The following is a 14218-nucleotide window of genomic DNA, read 5'->3' as shown; positions in this document are numbered from 1 at the left end:
GAATGCGTAGGCGTAGCCCGTCGTAGACATCGCTCAACACCTATTTATTATGCATCGGAAAAACACACATCTAAGCAATTAGTTGCCACGAATCTATCTAAAGTAGTAATACTTAGTTTATGCAAAGCTTCAATAGCTGATAATTATCGCTCTAATTATAGATATTTGATTTTCGACTCTCTATCAAACAGTAGATATTTGTTAACTTTTTAAATTAATTTCCTTTAGGATATAAGTCATCATTTTACCTTTACCTTTAACCTCAATTAAACCTCGTTTCTCCAATAAGTATTTATCCTTTAAAAGCTGATATGTTTCTTCACAAACCTGAATACTACCTGCTATACCATGTGATTCCATTCTACTAGCTGTATTGACTGTATCTCCCCAAAGGTCGTAGGCAAACTTTTTCAGCCCAATCACCCCTGCTACTACTGGCCCTGTACTAATGCCAATACGAATGCGAAAGGATTGGTTATTTTCTTGGTTAAACATAGCTATAGCATTTTGCATATCCAAGGCCATGTTAGCCATTGCTGGAGCATGGTCGTTAGACTGATTTGGCAACCCGGCAACAGCCATATAGGCATCGCCAATGGTTTTGATTTTCTCTACCCCATGACGTTCTGCCAATTGGTCGAACAAACAGAATATTGTATTTAATAACTCGACTAATTTCGCAGGAGATGTCCGAGTTGAAAGCTCTGTAAAACCAACAATATCGGCAAATAGCACCGTAACTTCTAGAAAGCTATTGGCAATAGTTGTATACTGTTGTTTTAATTGTTCTACAATCATCTCTGGTAGAATATTTAGTAGCAACATTTCTGATTTTTGCTGCGCTAGTTCCATTGCCTTGCGAGCATAAAATTCTTTTTTTCGCAAGCGTTCGTATAAAAAGACAGAAAAGACACAAATTAAACAAGTCCAAAAGAAATATAAACCCTGCTCAATGTAAAAAGCTGAGGGATTTTTTAAGATTGGATTATATAAGATATATAAAATAAAATAGCAAACAATTGTCCCAATTTGCGCTATTAAATGTATCCAGCATTGCACTGGAACGATTGTAGCTTGAGTGAGAAACATCAGATTCCAGATATTGTTTCTAGGTTCTAGATTATTAAACAGCAAAGCGATACAAATTTGGACAGCACAAGTTACAGACCAGCATAAACTCAACAAAATTAAGTTTGGGTAACGACGACCTATAGAGGTTTTACATAAACCCCAACAAATAAGTATGAATAGTTCTACTACAATACCGATTTTCAAGGCATATATTTTATCTTGGAATTGCGAGTTTGCCCAAAGAAAAAAAGCGATTAAAGTCAAACCAGCCACTAAGAGAATCTGCGCCTGCAATTGCAGCCGTTTCAGTTGAAAGCTCTGTCGCTGTTCCTTGTAGGATTCGGCAAAGTTATTGTTGGTTTGCCGATAGGACATTCCGTGACTAATCAGCGCGTCTAGTTGGGTTTTTTCTGAGTTATTTAGATGAATCATGCACTTTTTGCGTTATTAGTAATCAAGGGAGTAGGGAGTAGGCAGTGGGGGAGCAAAGGAGCAGGGAAGAAATAACTAATGCCCAATACTTCTCTACGAAAGGCTGCGCCAACGGCTTCTCTGCGAGACGCTACGCGTAGCTTGCTTCCCCGTAGGGGTACGCTCAGTAGAAGTGCCCAATGCCCAATGCCCAATGCCCAATGCCCAATGCCCAATGCCCAATGCCCAATTTCCAAAATGGCTCGTACCCCTACATTAAATTTTGATCGTGGCACATTAATTCTGCATCCACCACCACGCGGCAAAGGTTGGATGGACTATGCCACATGGGATGATAGAGTTGAAAAATTCCGCATTCCCGCAATTAGATACCGATCGCTAGTGGAAGCACTACAAGCGGAAGATGTTAATTTTATCGATGAGGCGAAGCAATTTTATCCTGTAGATTTGGTTCCCAGTCTGGAAATGGAACCCTATGCCCACCAGACTGAAGCGCTAGCAGCTTGGAAACTGGCGGGTAGACTGGGGGTCGTTGTGCTTCCCACGGCGGCGGGAAAGACTTATTTAGCACAAATGGCGATGCAGTCAACGCCGCGCACGACGCTGATTGTAGTGCCAACTTTGGATTTAATGCATCAATGGTATGCACACTTGGTAGCGGCTTTCCCTGATGCTGAGGTGGGATTGCTGGGAGGTGGTTCGCGGGATAGAACGGCAATTTTAATTGCAACTTATGATAGTGCAGCAATTCACGCTGAGACGTTAGGGAATCAATATGCGTTGATTGTTTTTGATGAATGTCATCATTTACCGACAGATTTTAATCGGGTGATTGCTGAATATGCGATCGCACCTTATCGGCTGGGACTCTCGGCTACACCGGAACGCACTGATGGTAAACACGCTGACTTAAATATCCTGATTGGGCAAGAAGTATATCGCAAACGCGCTGAAGATTTGGCAGGGAAGGCTTTGGCAGAGCATGAAATTGTCCAAATTAAGGTAAAGTTATCGCAACTTGAGCGGGAAAGATACAATCAACTAATTCAAACCCGCAACGATTTTTTGAAGCAATCTAAGATTTCTTTAGGGAGTCTGCAAGGTTGGCAAATGTTCGTGCAAATGAGTGCGCGATCGCAATCTGGACGTAGAGCTATGTTAGCGCACCGGGAAGCGAAAGATATTGCTTTGGGTACTGATGGTAAATTGCGAATTCTGGCTGATTTATTGGCAGAACATTATCCGGCAAGAATTTTGATTTTTACTGCTGATAATGCAACGGTTTATCGGATTTCTCAAGAGTTGCTAATTCCGGCAATTACTCATCAAACTCCTGTGAAGGAACGGCATGAAATATTAACAAAGTTTCGAGAGGGTAAATATAATACTTTGGTTGCTTCTCATGTGTTGAATGAAGGTGTTGATGTGCCTGCGGCTTCTATAGCGATTATTTTATCTGGCACGGGTTCGGCTAGAGAGTATACTCAACGTCTGGGGAGGGTTTTACGGAAGGGGAATATTGAGAATAAGCGAGCTATTTTGTATGAGGTGGTGGCGGAGGATACGAGTGAGGAGGGGACTTCGGCTAGGCGAAGAGGGGAGACCAGGAACGAACCGCAGAGGCGGGGAGGACGCAGAGAGGAGGAGGAGAAGGGGAAGCTAGAGGTTGTGTATGGGACTGGGAAGGAACGGAGTTTGAAGGCGGCGGAACAGCTAGAAATAAATTATTCAATCCAAAATCCAAAACTTGTACTGAACGAAATCGAAGTATCTAAAATCCAAAATTCAGCAGATGTTACCGACAGACTTACTGATGCATCGCCAAAGCGGGGAGGAGATTATTCCGAAGAGACTGAAGATTGATCAGAAAACTTCGGAGTTGGCGATTGAGTTAATTAATTATTTTCAATCAGCAGTGGGGAAGACTCAGGGTGTGCTTGAGCGACAACTGACTGATTTTGAAGGAGATTCTACAGATTATCGGGTGAAGCGGGGATTAGCTTATATTCTCAAAAGCAGTTTTTGCACTTTTGAGGTGATTAGTCCTTTGGAACCACAAATGTTAAGAGAACGGGTGTTTTCGCTAGCTGCAAAGTCTGTTTCTAGTCGGGAATCAACACAAGTTACTCTTGGTAAAGTTGCTGATGAGTTAACTCAAGAACTTGAACGAGAAGTTTTACTAGAACAGGTTCGTAATGGACTATATGCTGATTTATCTGAGAATAAGATTTTGACTGTGTTTGATGCACCAACAGCACCAGATTTTTTGAATCGATATAATTTATCTCAGGTGCAGGGTGTATTTTATAAAGCCAGTCAACTTGTATTAAATGCTCACCGGAATGTTCCGGGTGAATATAAGCTGTTATTTCGCTATCTGAAGTTGTTTCAATTGATGGCTTATATTGAGGGTGATGCTGATCACGGGTTTACAATTACTATTGATGGGCCGACGAGTTTGTTTAATTCTAGTACGCGGTATGGGTTAGCGATCGCTAAACTTATTCCGGCTTTACTTCACGTTACTAGATGGAGTCTTTCTTCGATTCTCCAAAGCCGCGACGCTTATACAAATACTTGGAAAACTGGACGTTTCACCCTCAATTCCGAATGTGGTTTGGTATCCCATTATCCACCAGGTAAGCCCTACGATAGTATGCTAGAAGCATCCTTTGCTGATAAGTGGGATGCGTTAAAAAGTGGTTGGGCGTTAGAGCGAGAAGTTGATTTGATCCCAATTCCCGGTAGTGTGATGATTCCTGATTTTCGCTTGGTGCATCCTGATGGACGTACCTTCTTATTAGAAATTGTTGGGTATTGGCGACCAGAATATTTACAAAAGAAGTTTTCTCAGGTACGGCGGGCTGGACGTGATGACTTAATTTTGGCAATTTCCGAGCGACTTAATTTAGAAAAGGCGGGAGTAAAATTAAATGATGTCCCCGGAAGAATTGTTTGGTTTAAAGATAAGTTATTGCCGAAGGCTGTGTTAGCTGTAATGGATTGATTAAGGAGAAATGAGATGAAAAGTATAGAAACAATAGCCACAGTTACCAAAGATGGTAAGATTACAGCGCAGTTACCATTGGATATTCCAGAAGGTGAACATCAGGTGGTAATAGTAATTGATGAAAAGCTTTTGACTGAGGAAACAGAGAAGAGAGAAAAGAAAGCGCCTCTTAAATTTTCCGCCTATCCTGTAGGATTAGTCTCGGAAAGTTTAACTTTCCGTAGAGAAGACCTTTATGCAAACGACTAATAACTCTGTTTTCATCGATACAAATATTTTAGTTTATGCAAATTTAGCCTTGTCACCATTTCATGTACAAGCTACAGAACGACTTCAAGCATTTGCAGAACAAGGTATTGATTTATGGATTAGTCGTCAAACTTTAAGAGAATATTTGGCAGCAATGACAAAACGAGGCGACTTAACCGGGAATATTCCTATTACATCTTTAGTGGCAGATGTACGGTATTTTGCTAATTATTTTCGCTTGGTTGAAGATAATTTGCTAGTGACAGAAAGGTTACTGGCACTCATGGAGGAAATTCCTAGCGGTGGTAAGCAAGTTCATGATGCAAATATTGTCGCCACAATGTTAGTTTATGGCATTCCTCAATTACTCACTCACAACACAAGTGATTTTGCAAGATTTTCTGGGTTAATTACTGTCTTGCCATTACAAGGTTAGATTGCTTGTTATTACTACTCGTGAAAATTTACTTCACGTTGTGAAATACAGTCTATTTGGTAATTGTACAATCCCACTGATTAACTCCAAACACTTCTGCGTTCCCAAAACTGGGCGACTCTTTTTTCCCACTCCTCCCAGTAATCTTTGATGACTGCTGATTCAAACCAAAATACCTCAGCTGGCATTTCTGGAATCGCTACTACCAACAGAGCGTGCTTTAGCTGAATACCATAATCTCGATAATACGCGTTAGCTGCTCCTATGTATGCCGTAAGTTGCAGTGGATGTTCATATAAATGCTCAATTGAGCCTTTGGGTTTGTCTGCTGTTTTCCACTCGCAAATACAGGGAATACCTTGATAGCTGGCAATACAATCAACTTTGCCAGAATAGCTCAAATCATGATGAAAAACTGAGCCTTCCACGAGTCTAACTGTGTCGATTTGTTTTAAAACGGGCTGGATACTCTCCCAATAAGGGCGACTCGCTTCGGGACAAACAGGGTTTTGACCAAGGAGGTAGCGCTCAATTTGTTTGTGTGTTTGAGTTCCCCGACGACTAGCAGATGTAGTAATGCGGGTAGCTTCTTCTGTACCAACACGCGCTTTCCAGTTTGATAATCTGTCTCGATCTGCTTGTGATTTGGTGGCATTAAGTATTGTAGTCACGCTGGGAAAGCGATTTCCTTTGGCATCTACATAATATTGTTTACCATTTTCTCTCTTGGATGTGGCATTAATCCGTGGTAGCAGTTGGGTATCAAATTGCATCTGTTGGTGTGTTAACTTTGAGATTCCCTCAAGAAGGAAAGTGAATAAAATCCCTTTCTATTGTAAGGAGTGGGTCTGGAGGTAAGGGTTTGTTACAGTGGAAAATGTAACTTTTATCGGTTATTCCTTCAAATCATCCGTTTCTATCTCCTGTCGTTCCAGCAATTTTTTGCGTAGGCATAGTTCAACCCTGGCATCGCTTCACCTCAAAGTAGTAAAATTCAAGTTCTCAGCCTCAACGTTTAAGCTTTAATCTCAAATTTACGCGATGTGCAACTTATTCTTAAAACCCCGCTTCCATTCCTCTCCCTCACAGGGAGAGAGGCTTTAATTCTTGCTCCCCAACGCTAGTAGGGAAGGGGTTGGGGGTTAGGTTTGAGAGAAAGTTGCACACGGCACGGCGTAAATTTATAAGTTTCAATCTCGGAGTTTCGTGTTCAAAGGTCGAAACTTCGAGCAAAAAGGTCAAACATCCCAGCTAAAAGGTCGAACATCCAAGCTAAAAGGTCGAACTTCCAAGCTAAAAGGTCGAACTTCCGAGTTCAAAGGTCGAAGTTATAAGCTAAAAGGTTGGAGTTCCAAGTTAAAAGGTTGGAGTTCCAAGTTAAAAGGTCGAAGTTCCGTGTTCAGAGGTCGAAGTTCCGTGTTTATTTTTTTAACGAACGGCAAAGGACGCATTCGCGTAGCGTCTCGTAGAGAAGGACGCAAAGAGAAGGAAGAAATGCTTAACTGAACTGTATTGCGCCATAGGTTATAAACCGATTAATAGCTAAAAGGTTTGAGTCCACTTGAGTGGGCTTGGGCTATTAGCTTTGCGATTGATTGCAAGGCGAGATAGGGGGTTAATTGCTAAAGGTGTGTGATATATTTCCGAAATACACAGAGCTACATTTGTATCTCCCAGTGCGATGTCGTATTTTATTACTAAATTATGGAACCTGTAACATTAACAGCAGTTGCAACAGCGATCGCTACTATAGTTTTAACTAAAGCCCTAGAAAAAACTGGCGAAAAGCTTGGGGAAGCTGCATTAGACAAAAGTCGTGAGTTAATCGAACAGCTAGATAATAAAAATAAGTTGCCCTTGCTAGCGAATGCGACACAGCAAAATCCACAGCAGCCATTAGATTATGGCAAAGCAGTGCTGGAGTTGAAAGCAGCAGCAGACGCAGATAGTGAAATTGCTCAATCTGTGCGGGAAGTGGAAGCAGCCGCAAATGATGATTCCCAAGTAGCGCCAAAAGTCCAGGCGCTAGCAAATGACCTAAACTCGCAACCAGCAGGCGTTATCAATTCTACAAAGTTAGCTGACTCTGTTAAAAACGTCTTTCAGGGAAATACTTTCACTGGTACTAATAACTTCTGACTGTACCCGTCTGTTGGGGAACAGGTAAAGTTAAATCCCTCTACTGAAACACCGCAAAATTTACCCCTCAGTGGGGTGGTGGAGTTTGTTGGACGTGAAGTTGAATTGCAAAACCTGCATCAGATGTTGCAGGAAAATAATCAGGTAGCCATTGCTGCGATCGCTGGCATGGGTGGACTGGGTAAAACAGAACTGGCCTTACAATATGCAATGGCTCACCGTGAAATTTACAAAGGTGGAATTTGCTGGTTGCTGGCAAAGGCTGGAGATGTGGGCATTCAAGTTGTGCAGTTTGCCAGAACTTGCCTTGACTTAAACCCACCAGATAATTTAACAGAAGATCCTAACCAAAAATTACTCGCGCAAGTGCAATATTGCTTTCAGCATTGGCGTGAGGGCGGCGATGTGCTGCTAGTATTAGACGATGTTGGAGAATATCAGCAAGTTAAGCCTTATCTACCTTCGCCATCTTCTCGGTTTAAAGTGTTGATTACCACGCGCCAACACTTAGGAGCATCTATAAAGGAATTATCTCTAGATGTATTGCAACCAGAAGAAGCGCTGGAGTTATTAGAGTCATTTTTTAAAGAAACACCACAGCGAATTGAGCAAGAATTGGCTGTTGCAAATCAGTTGTGTAAATGGTTGGGATATTTGCCTTTGGGTTTGGAATTAGTCGGGCGATATTTGGCGCGAAAACAAGACCTCTCTTTCACAGAAATGTTACGGCGGTTGGAGAAAAAGCGACTAGAACAACCCGCCCTTATTAAACTAGAAGCCGATATGACCGCAAAAGGAGGTGTATTAGCAGCCTTTGAGTTGAGTTGGCAGGAATTAGAAGACAGCCATAAGCAGCTTGGTTGTCTGCTGAGTTTATTTGCCGCCGCACCTATATCTTGGAAATTGGTGGAACAGTGTTTACCAGAGAAGGACCAGGAAGAGTTAGAGGAAATTAGAGATGATACCTTGGTGAAACTACATTTGCTACAGCGTAAAGGTGAGGGAATTTACCAACTGCATCCACTGCTAAGAGAGTTTTTTCAATATAAGTGTACAGGTTTAGAACAGGCGGAGGAATTAAAGCGATCGCTTTGCAAGGTAATGGTAGCAGTCGCCCAAAATATTCCTCAAACCCCTACCCTTGAGCAAATCACTACCGTTTCCCCTGCCATTTCTCATTTAGCAGAAGTTGCCACAGTTTACCAAGCTTGGTTAAGCGATGATGATTTAATCTGTCCTTTTATAGGCTTGGGTAAATTTTACGAAGGTCAAGGATCTTACACCCAAGCATTACCGTGGCGTGAACAATGTTTATCAGCTGCTAGAGAACGTTTTGGGGATGAACACCCAGATGGGGCAACTAGCCTAAACGATTTGGCAGGACTCTATGATTCACAAGGAAGGTACAGCGAAGCCGAATCTTTGTACATCCAAGCTTTGTCCATGAGAAAACGCCTGCTGGGTGATGAACACCCAAATATGGCAATTAGCCTAAACAATTTGGCAGAACTCTACCGTTTACAGGGAAGGTACAACGAAGCCGAACCTTTGTACATCGAAGCTTTATCCATAAGAAAACGCCTGCTGGGGAATGAACACCCAGATGTGGCACAAAGCCTGAACAATTTGGCATTACTCTACTACTCACATGGAAGCTACAGCAAAGCCGAACCTTTGTTCATCCAAGCTTTGTCCATGAATAAACGCCTGCTGGGTGATGAACACCCAAATATGGCAATTAGCCTAAACAATTTGGCAGAACTCTACCGTTTACAGGGAAGGTACAGCGAAGCCGAACCTTTGTACAAGGAAGCTTTTTCCATGAGAAAACGCTTGCTGGGCGATGAACACCCAGATGTGGCACAAAGCCTGAACAGTTTGGCATTACTCTACTACTCACAGGGAAGCTACAGCGAAGCCGAACATTTATACATTGAGGCTTTGTCCATGAGAAAACGCTTCCTGGAGAATGAACACCCAGATGTGGCACAAAGCCTGAACAATTTGGCAGAACTCTACCGTTTACAGGGAAGGTACAACGAAGCCGAACCTTTGTACATCGAAGCTTTATCCATAAGAAAACGCCTGCTGGGGAATGAACACCCAGATGTGGCACAAAGCCTGAACAATTTGGCATTACTCTACTACTCACATGGAAGCTACAGGGATGCTGAACCTTTGTTCATCGAAGCTTTATCCATGAGAAAACGCTTGCTGGGAGATGAACACCCAGATGTGGCACAAAGCCTGAGCAATTTGGCAGCACTCTACTATTCACAGGAAAGGTACAGCGATGCCGAACCTTTGTTCATCGAAGCTTTATCCATGAGAAAACGCTTGCTGGGAAATGAACACCCAGATGTGGCAATTAGCCTGAAGAATTTGGCAAAACTCTACCATTTACAGGGAAGGTACAGCGATGCCGAACCTTTGTTCATCCAAGCTTTGGATATTTGTGAGCAACGCTTAGGGGTCGATCATCCCCTAACTGTTACTGTGCATGAAAATTTAGCAGATTTGCGCGAGCGCCTCTCCTCAAATCCAGAATAAGCTAGTTTTATGCAAAGCGTATCATCCTAAAACTTGAAAGAGCGATCGCTTTAACTTGGCCTTTCCTGTTCTGAACTCACAGTTTCGTGTTCCAAACGAGAATGTTCCTGTTGAAAGCTCGACGTTTCGTGTTCTGAGGTGGAATGATGGTGTTGTAAAGGCGATCGCTTTGATAAAATTTCTTGGGGAATGCTGCGCGATCGCTAACCCACAGTTAACATCAGTATCATTTTACTTACATAGGCTATGCCTACGCCGGTCAGAGATATCGCTCTTGTGTAGATGGTAAAATCACAAGCCATGTCTTCTCTGCGAGACGCTACGCGTAGCTTGCTTCTCCGTAGGAGTACGACCGACTACGGCTACATCTGTGAGAGTTGAGAGATGAATATAATTGCGTTCGCTTTTTTTTAGAGAAAGTTTTACAAAAAGCTATATGACCAGGGTTTATCTAGATACGAGTATTTATAATCGTCCATTTGACGACCAAACACAGCCAAAAATATTTTTGGAAACACAAGCTATTATCTTAATTTTACAAATGGTAGAAGCAAGATTAATAGAATTAGTTAATTCTTCAGTTCTAGAATATGAAAATAGCCGTAACCCTTTTGTTGTCAATAAGTAATCAATGGAGCGATACTTACAAATAGCTACTTTAAGAGTATTAGTAGATGAAAATATTAGAAACAGAGCAGAACAACTTGAACAACTTGGTATTAAATCTATTGATGCACTTCATGTAGCGTGTGCGGAAGCTTCTCAAAGTGATTATTTTATCACTTGTGACAGGAGATTAATCAACCGATGTCATAATTTATCACTTATAGTCATCAACCCAAATAATTTTATCTTTGAGGTAGAAAATGAAAATTAAAGTTATTAATGAACAAGAAAATTTACAAGAAGTAATGGAGGTTTTACTCATCCACTTAGAACCATCGAAGGTAATGAAATTTTGGGCAGCTTGTAAATTAAGTGAAGCTGACTATTTAGAACTGAAAAAACAACTGTTTGCTCAAGAAACAGTTGCTAGTTTATACGCCAAAATCAAAGAATATGAAGATGGAGATAGTCAACAATCCTCAGAATAAAACCCTGAGGTGAAATGATGAGGTTAAGCACTTTTGAAAGTATAAACCCGTTCTTGAGTCAACTACGCTGCATAAACAAGAGATTGACGAATATCTTCTGCTTCTAAATCAGGATATTCTTCTAAAATTTCTTCTATAGGCTTTGCATGAGCTACCAAATTTACCACTAAACAAACTGGAATCCGCATCCCGCGAATGCAAGCTTGTCCAGCCATAATGCTAGGGTCAAATGTAATTCTCTCCAGACCTAACATAAATGATCGCTCCAAAATCTTTTTATTGCCATTTTACTTACTCAAAAGAAGCTCTTGCTTTCTCAAAAGCAGCTTTTACTTACTCATTTTGGTGTTTTCCGCAAGCAAAATCAGCTTTTACTTTCTTAAAAGCAGCTTTTGCTTACTCATTTTGGTGTTTTCCGCAAGCAAAATCAGCTTTTGCTTACTCATTTAAGTAATTCACGCATTCGTTTTGGTATATCATTGAGCCGAAAGAAAAGCGACGCCGAATAGCCCGCACTTCGGCAAGCTCAGTGATCATCGGAGACATCGCTCTAGAAAATAAGTGTAAATCTACAGGCGACGTCTACGACGGGCTACGCTGTTGCAACTCGTGATCGCGAATTGCAACAGCGTGCGATACGGGTATGGCAGAAATTGCGATTCAAGCATCAGCAGTCGTTTGAGCAAGGGAGTGATGGAATGCAGTTTATCATGTTGTTAGGGGTAGACTGCTGTAGTCGCAATCGGTAAAGGACGTTAGCCACACTTAAATTGACAGTTAAATAAAACAGCAGCGAATATCTTTGCCAGAATACTGAATCATAAAATGGGAAAATAAGGGTGAGCAATACCACCCTCGAATTTGCAGGGCTATTTACCCAAGACAGATACTTATGTCCGGTTGGGCACGACAAATAATTAAAGTCTCTCTTAACTATGCCTAATTCCCAATCCCTCAAGCCAGATTTTCAGAACAGATAATTAGCAACTTTTATCAGTCAAATCTATGACTTCAACCGTTCCTTCCCAAACTCACAAGCCGCCCACTCAAGCAATAGGAGCCAAAATTTTCCACTCCTGTAACATCATTAGTCTGTTTATCATGCTCACCAGTGGATTACAAATTTACAACGCCAACCCTGTTTTTGGTGGACGTGCAGGTTTGCACATTCCTGGGATATTTACTTTAGGAGGTTGGCTGGCAGGAGGTAGACACTGGCATTTTGCAGCAATGTGGCTATTCTCGCTGAATCTTTTGTGGTATGGAATTTACGTTTTCATTACTCGGCGCTGGCGACATCGGTTTGTCAGTGCCAATGACCTCAAAGCATTACAAAAAACTCAAAATTCCCAGCGTCTAATTTATGCTTGGCATCGGATTACCTATACAGCAATTATTCCTATCTTGCTACTGGCATTATTTACAGGAATAGGAATGTATAAACCTGCTCAATTTCCCTGGATTGTGGATCTATTTGGCAGTTGGCAAGCATTGCGAATTGTTCACTTTGCCTCAGTGCCGATGGTTATCTTATTTGCAGTGATTCACTCTCGATTAGGGCAAAAAGCTGGAGGCACTCAACTAACAGAATCGATGTTTTGGTAAAGGAACTATCAAAGACGCAAACACCAATAACCAATAACTAATAAATCTTTTTTAAAGCCGAAAAATATGAACTTTTTTGATAAATTGAATCGTAATATCTTGCAAAATCAAAGCTTACTGTTTGTAGGACTTGATCCAAATCCAGAGATGATACCTGTGCGTTATAAATCTGAAGAACTCATCGCTGGTTTGGGGAAGTGGCTAGAATTCATTATTGCTGAAACGGCCGATTACGTTTGTGCATATAAACCGACGCTTGGCTTTTATGAAGCGTTAGGTATTCCAGGTTTAGAACTGCTTTACAAAACTTTAGCAGCTATTCCAGCCCACATCCCAGTTATTTTAGATGCCAAACATAGTGACTTAAATACTAGTACCATCTTTGCCCGAACCGTGTTTACAGAATGGCAGATAGATGCAATCACTCTCAGTCCCTATACAGGACAAGATCATGTAGCACCTTTTTTGGTTTATCTTGATAAAGCAGTGTTTATCTTATGCTGTACTTCTAATCCAAGTGCAGAAGCTTTACAGCAATATCCTACCAACGAATCACCCCTTTATTTACAAGTGGTAAAAGAATCAAAAACCTGGGGGACTCCAGAACAATTGGGTTTGGAAGTGGGAACTACAAATCCTGAAATTTTAGCACTTATTCGAGCAATTGCCCCTGAACGAATCATTATGGCGCGTAGCATCTGGGCGGAGGGTCAAAGCCTGAAGCAAATTTTAGAAGCAGGTTTGAATGCTAACGGTGATGGTTTGCTGATTCCTGTTCCTCAAGATATGTTGGGAAATACAAAACTATCTGAGGAAGTCCAGTCTTTACGCGCAGAAATTAATCAAATCAAAGCTGAAATTATTCATCAAAATTCAACTTGTTCTGTGTGGTTCCCTGATGTTTGTTTGCTAAATCAGCACCCCCAACAGGATTTGATTTTACAACTTTATGATATTGACTGTATTATGTTTGGCAGCTTTGTCCAAGCATCGGGAGCGATATTTCCTTATTACATCGACTTACGCAAAATTATTTCCAATCCCCAAGTTTTTAATCAAGTTCTCACTGCATATCAGGATATTTTGAAGAATCTCAATTTTGACCGGTTAGCAGGTATTCCCTATGGTTCTTTACCTACTGCGACTGGTTTAGCTTTGCGCCTTCATTGTCCGATGATTTTCCCACGTAAAGAGGTGAAGGCGCACGGAACTCGGAAAGTAATTGAGGGGAATTTTCATCCTGGTGAAACAGTTGTGGTGGTTGACGATATTCTCATTAGCGGCAAAAGTGTCATGGAAGGGGCAGAAAAGTTGAAATCAGCAGGATTAAATGTTAATGATATTGTGGTATTGATCGACCATGAACAAGGAGTGAAAGATAGGTTACAGCAAAATGGTTATCGCGGTCATGCAGTTTTAACTATTTCGGAAATTACTAATACTCTGTATCAAGCTGGGCGAATAAATGAGGAGCAATTTTTGGCTTTTACTGAAAGTTAATAATCGGAATAATCGGGAGTGGGGAGTAGGGAGTGGGGAATGGGGGAAGATTTTTGTTATCGAACAGAATTCAGGAGTCAGGAGTCAGAATACAGGAAAGGTATTCTGTACGACTGGTGGATGAATAATCGG

At 41.4% G+C, this 14218-nt stretch carries 15 protein-coding genes; 12 read left to right on the top strand and 3 right to left on the bottom strand.

What is annotated here, in order from left to right; genetic code table 11:
- Positions 1-201 precede the first annotated feature (201 nt).
- Positions 202-1503 (bottom strand): adenylate/guanylate cyclase domain-containing protein, encoded by a 1302-nt coding sequence (locus PUQ00_RS14860; protein ID WP_300417763.1) that lies wholly within the window; start codon positions 1501-1503, stop codon positions 202-204.
- A gap of 237 nt (positions 1504-1740) precedes the next feature.
- Between PUQ00_RS14860 and PUQ00_RS14855 the strand changes: the two genes are divergently transcribed.
- The 4 genes from PUQ00_RS14855 to PUQ00_RS14840 are packed head-to-tail and all read left to right on the top strand — an operon-like array spanning position 1741 to position 5198.
- Entirely contained in the window at positions 1741-3366 is a 1626-nt protein-coding gene (locus PUQ00_RS14855; protein WP_300417865.1) for a DEAD/DEAH box helicase family protein, read from the top strand.
- Positions 3296-4510 carry a DUF790 family protein gene (locus PUQ00_RS14850; RefSeq protein WP_300417761.1) on the top strand — a complete coding sequence of 405 codons (1215 nt, stop codon included), beginning with the start codon at positions 3296-3298 and terminating at the stop codon, positions 4508-4510. The genes PUQ00_RS14855 and PUQ00_RS14850 overlap by 71 nt, the downstream gene beginning before the upstream one ends.
- Positions 4511-4525: 15 nt before the next feature.
- On the top strand, positions 4526-4762 hold the full coding sequence (locus PUQ00_RS14845; protein ID WP_300417759.1) for a hypothetical protein: 237 nt from the start codon (positions 4526-4528) through the stop codon (positions 4760-4762).
- Positions 4749-5198, top strand: coding sequence for a type II toxin-antitoxin system VapC family toxin (locus tag PUQ00_RS14840; RefSeq protein WP_300417756.1), 450 nt, complete (start codon positions 4749-4751; stop codon positions 5196-5198). The genes PUQ00_RS14845 and PUQ00_RS14840 overlap by 14 nt, the downstream gene beginning before the upstream one ends.
- A gap of 80 nt (positions 5199-5278) precedes the next feature.
- Here PUQ00_RS14840 and PUQ00_RS14835 read toward each other — a convergent pair whose 3' ends face one another.
- Positions 5279-5971, bottom strand: a complete 693-nt coding sequence (locus tag PUQ00_RS14835; RefSeq protein WP_300417754.1) for a PD-(D/E)XK nuclease family protein — start codon at positions 5969-5971, stop codon at positions 5279-5281.
- 433 nt (positions 5972-6404) lie between these two features.
- Here PUQ00_RS14835 and PUQ00_RS14830 point away from each other — a divergent pair, with 433 nt between their 5' ends.
- The 5 genes from PUQ00_RS14830 (at position 6405) to PUQ00_RS14810 (ending at position 10981) form a co-directional block, all read left to right on the top strand.
- The gene (locus PUQ00_RS14830) at positions 6405-6704 is read left to right on the top strand and encodes a hypothetical protein (RefSeq protein ID WP_300417751.1); all 300 of its coding nucleotides are present in this window, start codon (positions 6405-6407) and stop codon (positions 6702-6704) included.
- A gap of 198 nt (positions 6705-6902) precedes the next feature.
- Positions 6903-7337: a hypothetical protein gene (locus PUQ00_RS14825; RefSeq protein WP_300417750.1), complete on the top strand. Its 435-nt coding sequence runs from the start codon at positions 6903-6905 to the stop codon at positions 7335-7337.
- Positions 7338-7412: 75 nt separating this feature from the next.
- The gene (locus PUQ00_RS14820; RefSeq protein ID WP_300417748.1) at positions 7413-9887 is read left to right on the top strand and encodes a tetratricopeptide repeat protein; all 2475 of its coding nucleotides are present in this window, start codon (positions 7413-7415) and stop codon (positions 9885-9887) included.
- Positions 9888-10518: 631 nt separating this feature from the next.
- On the top strand, positions 10519-10764 hold the full coding sequence (locus tag PUQ00_RS14815) for a PIN domain-containing protein (RefSeq protein WP_300417746.1): 246 nt from the start codon (positions 10519-10521) through the stop codon (positions 10762-10764).
- Positions 10754-10981 (top strand): hypothetical protein, encoded by a 228-nt coding sequence (locus PUQ00_RS14810; RefSeq protein ID WP_300417744.1) that lies wholly within the window; start codon positions 10754-10756, stop codon positions 10979-10981. Before PUQ00_RS14815 ends, PUQ00_RS14810 begins: the two co-directional genes overlap by 11 nt.
- Before the next feature lie 62 nt (positions 10982-11043).
- Here PUQ00_RS14810 and PUQ00_RS14805 read toward each other — a convergent pair whose 3' ends face one another.
- Positions 11044-11235, bottom strand: a complete 192-nt coding sequence (locus PUQ00_RS14805) for a DUF433 domain-containing protein (protein ID WP_300417742.1) — start codon at positions 11233-11235, stop codon at positions 11044-11046.
- 2 nt (positions 11236-11237) lie between these two features.
- On the opposite strand from PUQ00_RS14805, the gene PUQ00_RS14800 reads away from it, so the two are divergent.
- The 3 genes from PUQ00_RS14800 to PUQ00_RS14790 all read left to right on the top strand — a co-directional run bounded on the left by PUQ00_RS14800 (position 11238) and on the right by PUQ00_RS14790 (position 14086).
- The gene (locus PUQ00_RS14800) at positions 11238-11435 is read left to right on the top strand and encodes a hypothetical protein (protein ID WP_300417740.1); all 198 of its coding nucleotides are present in this window, start codon (positions 11238-11240) and stop codon (positions 11433-11435) included.
- Positions 11436-11986: 551 nt separating this feature from the next.
- The gene (locus tag PUQ00_RS14795; RefSeq protein ID WP_300417737.1) at positions 11987-12586 is read left to right on the top strand and encodes a cytochrome b/b6 domain-containing protein; all 600 of its coding nucleotides are present in this window, start codon (positions 11987-11989) and stop codon (positions 12584-12586) included.
- Positions 12587-12652: 66 nt separating this feature from the next.
- The gene (locus tag PUQ00_RS14790; protein ID WP_300417734.1) at positions 12653-14086 is read left to right on the top strand and encodes a bifunctional orotidine-5'-phosphate decarboxylase/orotate phosphoribosyltransferase; all 1434 of its coding nucleotides are present in this window, start codon (positions 12653-12655) and stop codon (positions 14084-14086) included.
- Positions 14087-14218 lie beyond the last annotated feature (132 nt).

Origin of the sequence: Nostoc sp. S13, from assembly GCF_029379315.1 — a bacterium.
In the GTDB taxonomy this organism is placed as follows: domain Bacteria; phylum Cyanobacteriota; class Cyanobacteriia; order Cyanobacteriales; family Nostocaceae; genus Nostoc.
The sequence above is the reverse complement of the archived record's forward strand: the minus strand, read 5'-3'. Positions and strand labels throughout refer to the sequence as shown.

Excerpts from the sequence above, each read along its gene's own strand:
- PUQ00_RS14860 (WP_300417763.1), bottom strand. The coding sequence starts at position 1,503 with ATGATTCATCTAAATAACTCAGAAAAAACCCAACTAGACGCGCTGATT.
- PUQ00_RS14855 (WP_300417865.1), top strand. The coding sequence starts at position 1,741 with ATGGCTCGTACCCCTACATTAAATTTTGATCGTGGCACATTAATTCTG.
- PUQ00_RS14850 (WP_300417761.1), top strand. The coding sequence starts at position 3,296 with ATGTTACCGACAGACTTACTGATGCATCGCCAAAGCGGGGAGGAGATT.
- PUQ00_RS14845 (WP_300417759.1), top strand. The coding sequence starts at position 4,526 with ATGAAAAGTATAGAAACAATAGCCACAGTTACCAAAGATGGTAAGATT.
- PUQ00_RS14840 (WP_300417756.1), top strand. The coding sequence starts at position 4,749 with ATGCAAACGACTAATAACTCTGTTTTCATCGATACAAATATTTTAGTT.
- PUQ00_RS14835 (WP_300417754.1), bottom strand. The coding sequence starts at position 5,971 with ATGCAATTTGATACCCAACTGCTACCACGGATTAATGCCACATCCAAG.
- PUQ00_RS14825 (WP_300417750.1), top strand. The coding sequence starts at position 6,903 with ATGGAACCTGTAACATTAACAGCAGTTGCAACAGCGATCGCTACTATA.
- PUQ00_RS14815 (WP_300417746.1), top strand. The coding sequence starts at position 10,519 with ATGGAGCGATACTTACAAATAGCTACTTTAAGAGTATTAGTAGATGAA.
- PUQ00_RS14810 (WP_300417744.1), top strand. The coding sequence starts at position 10,754 with ATGAAAATTAAAGTTATTAATGAACAAGAAAATTTACAAGAAGTAATG.
- PUQ00_RS14805 (WP_300417742.1), bottom strand. The coding sequence starts at position 11,235 with ATGTTAGGTCTGGAGAGAATTACATTTGACCCTAGCATTATGGCTGGA.
- PUQ00_RS14800 (WP_300417740.1), top strand. The coding sequence starts at position 11,238 with ATGATCGCTCCAAAATCTTTTTATTGCCATTTTACTTACTCAAAAGAA.
- PUQ00_RS14795 (WP_300417737.1), top strand. The coding sequence starts at position 11,987 with ATGACTTCAACCGTTCCTTCCCAAACTCACAAGCCGCCCACTCAAGCA.
- PUQ00_RS14790 (WP_300417734.1), top strand. The coding sequence starts at position 12,653 with ATGAACTTTTTTGATAAATTGAATCGTAATATCTTGCAAAATCAAAGC.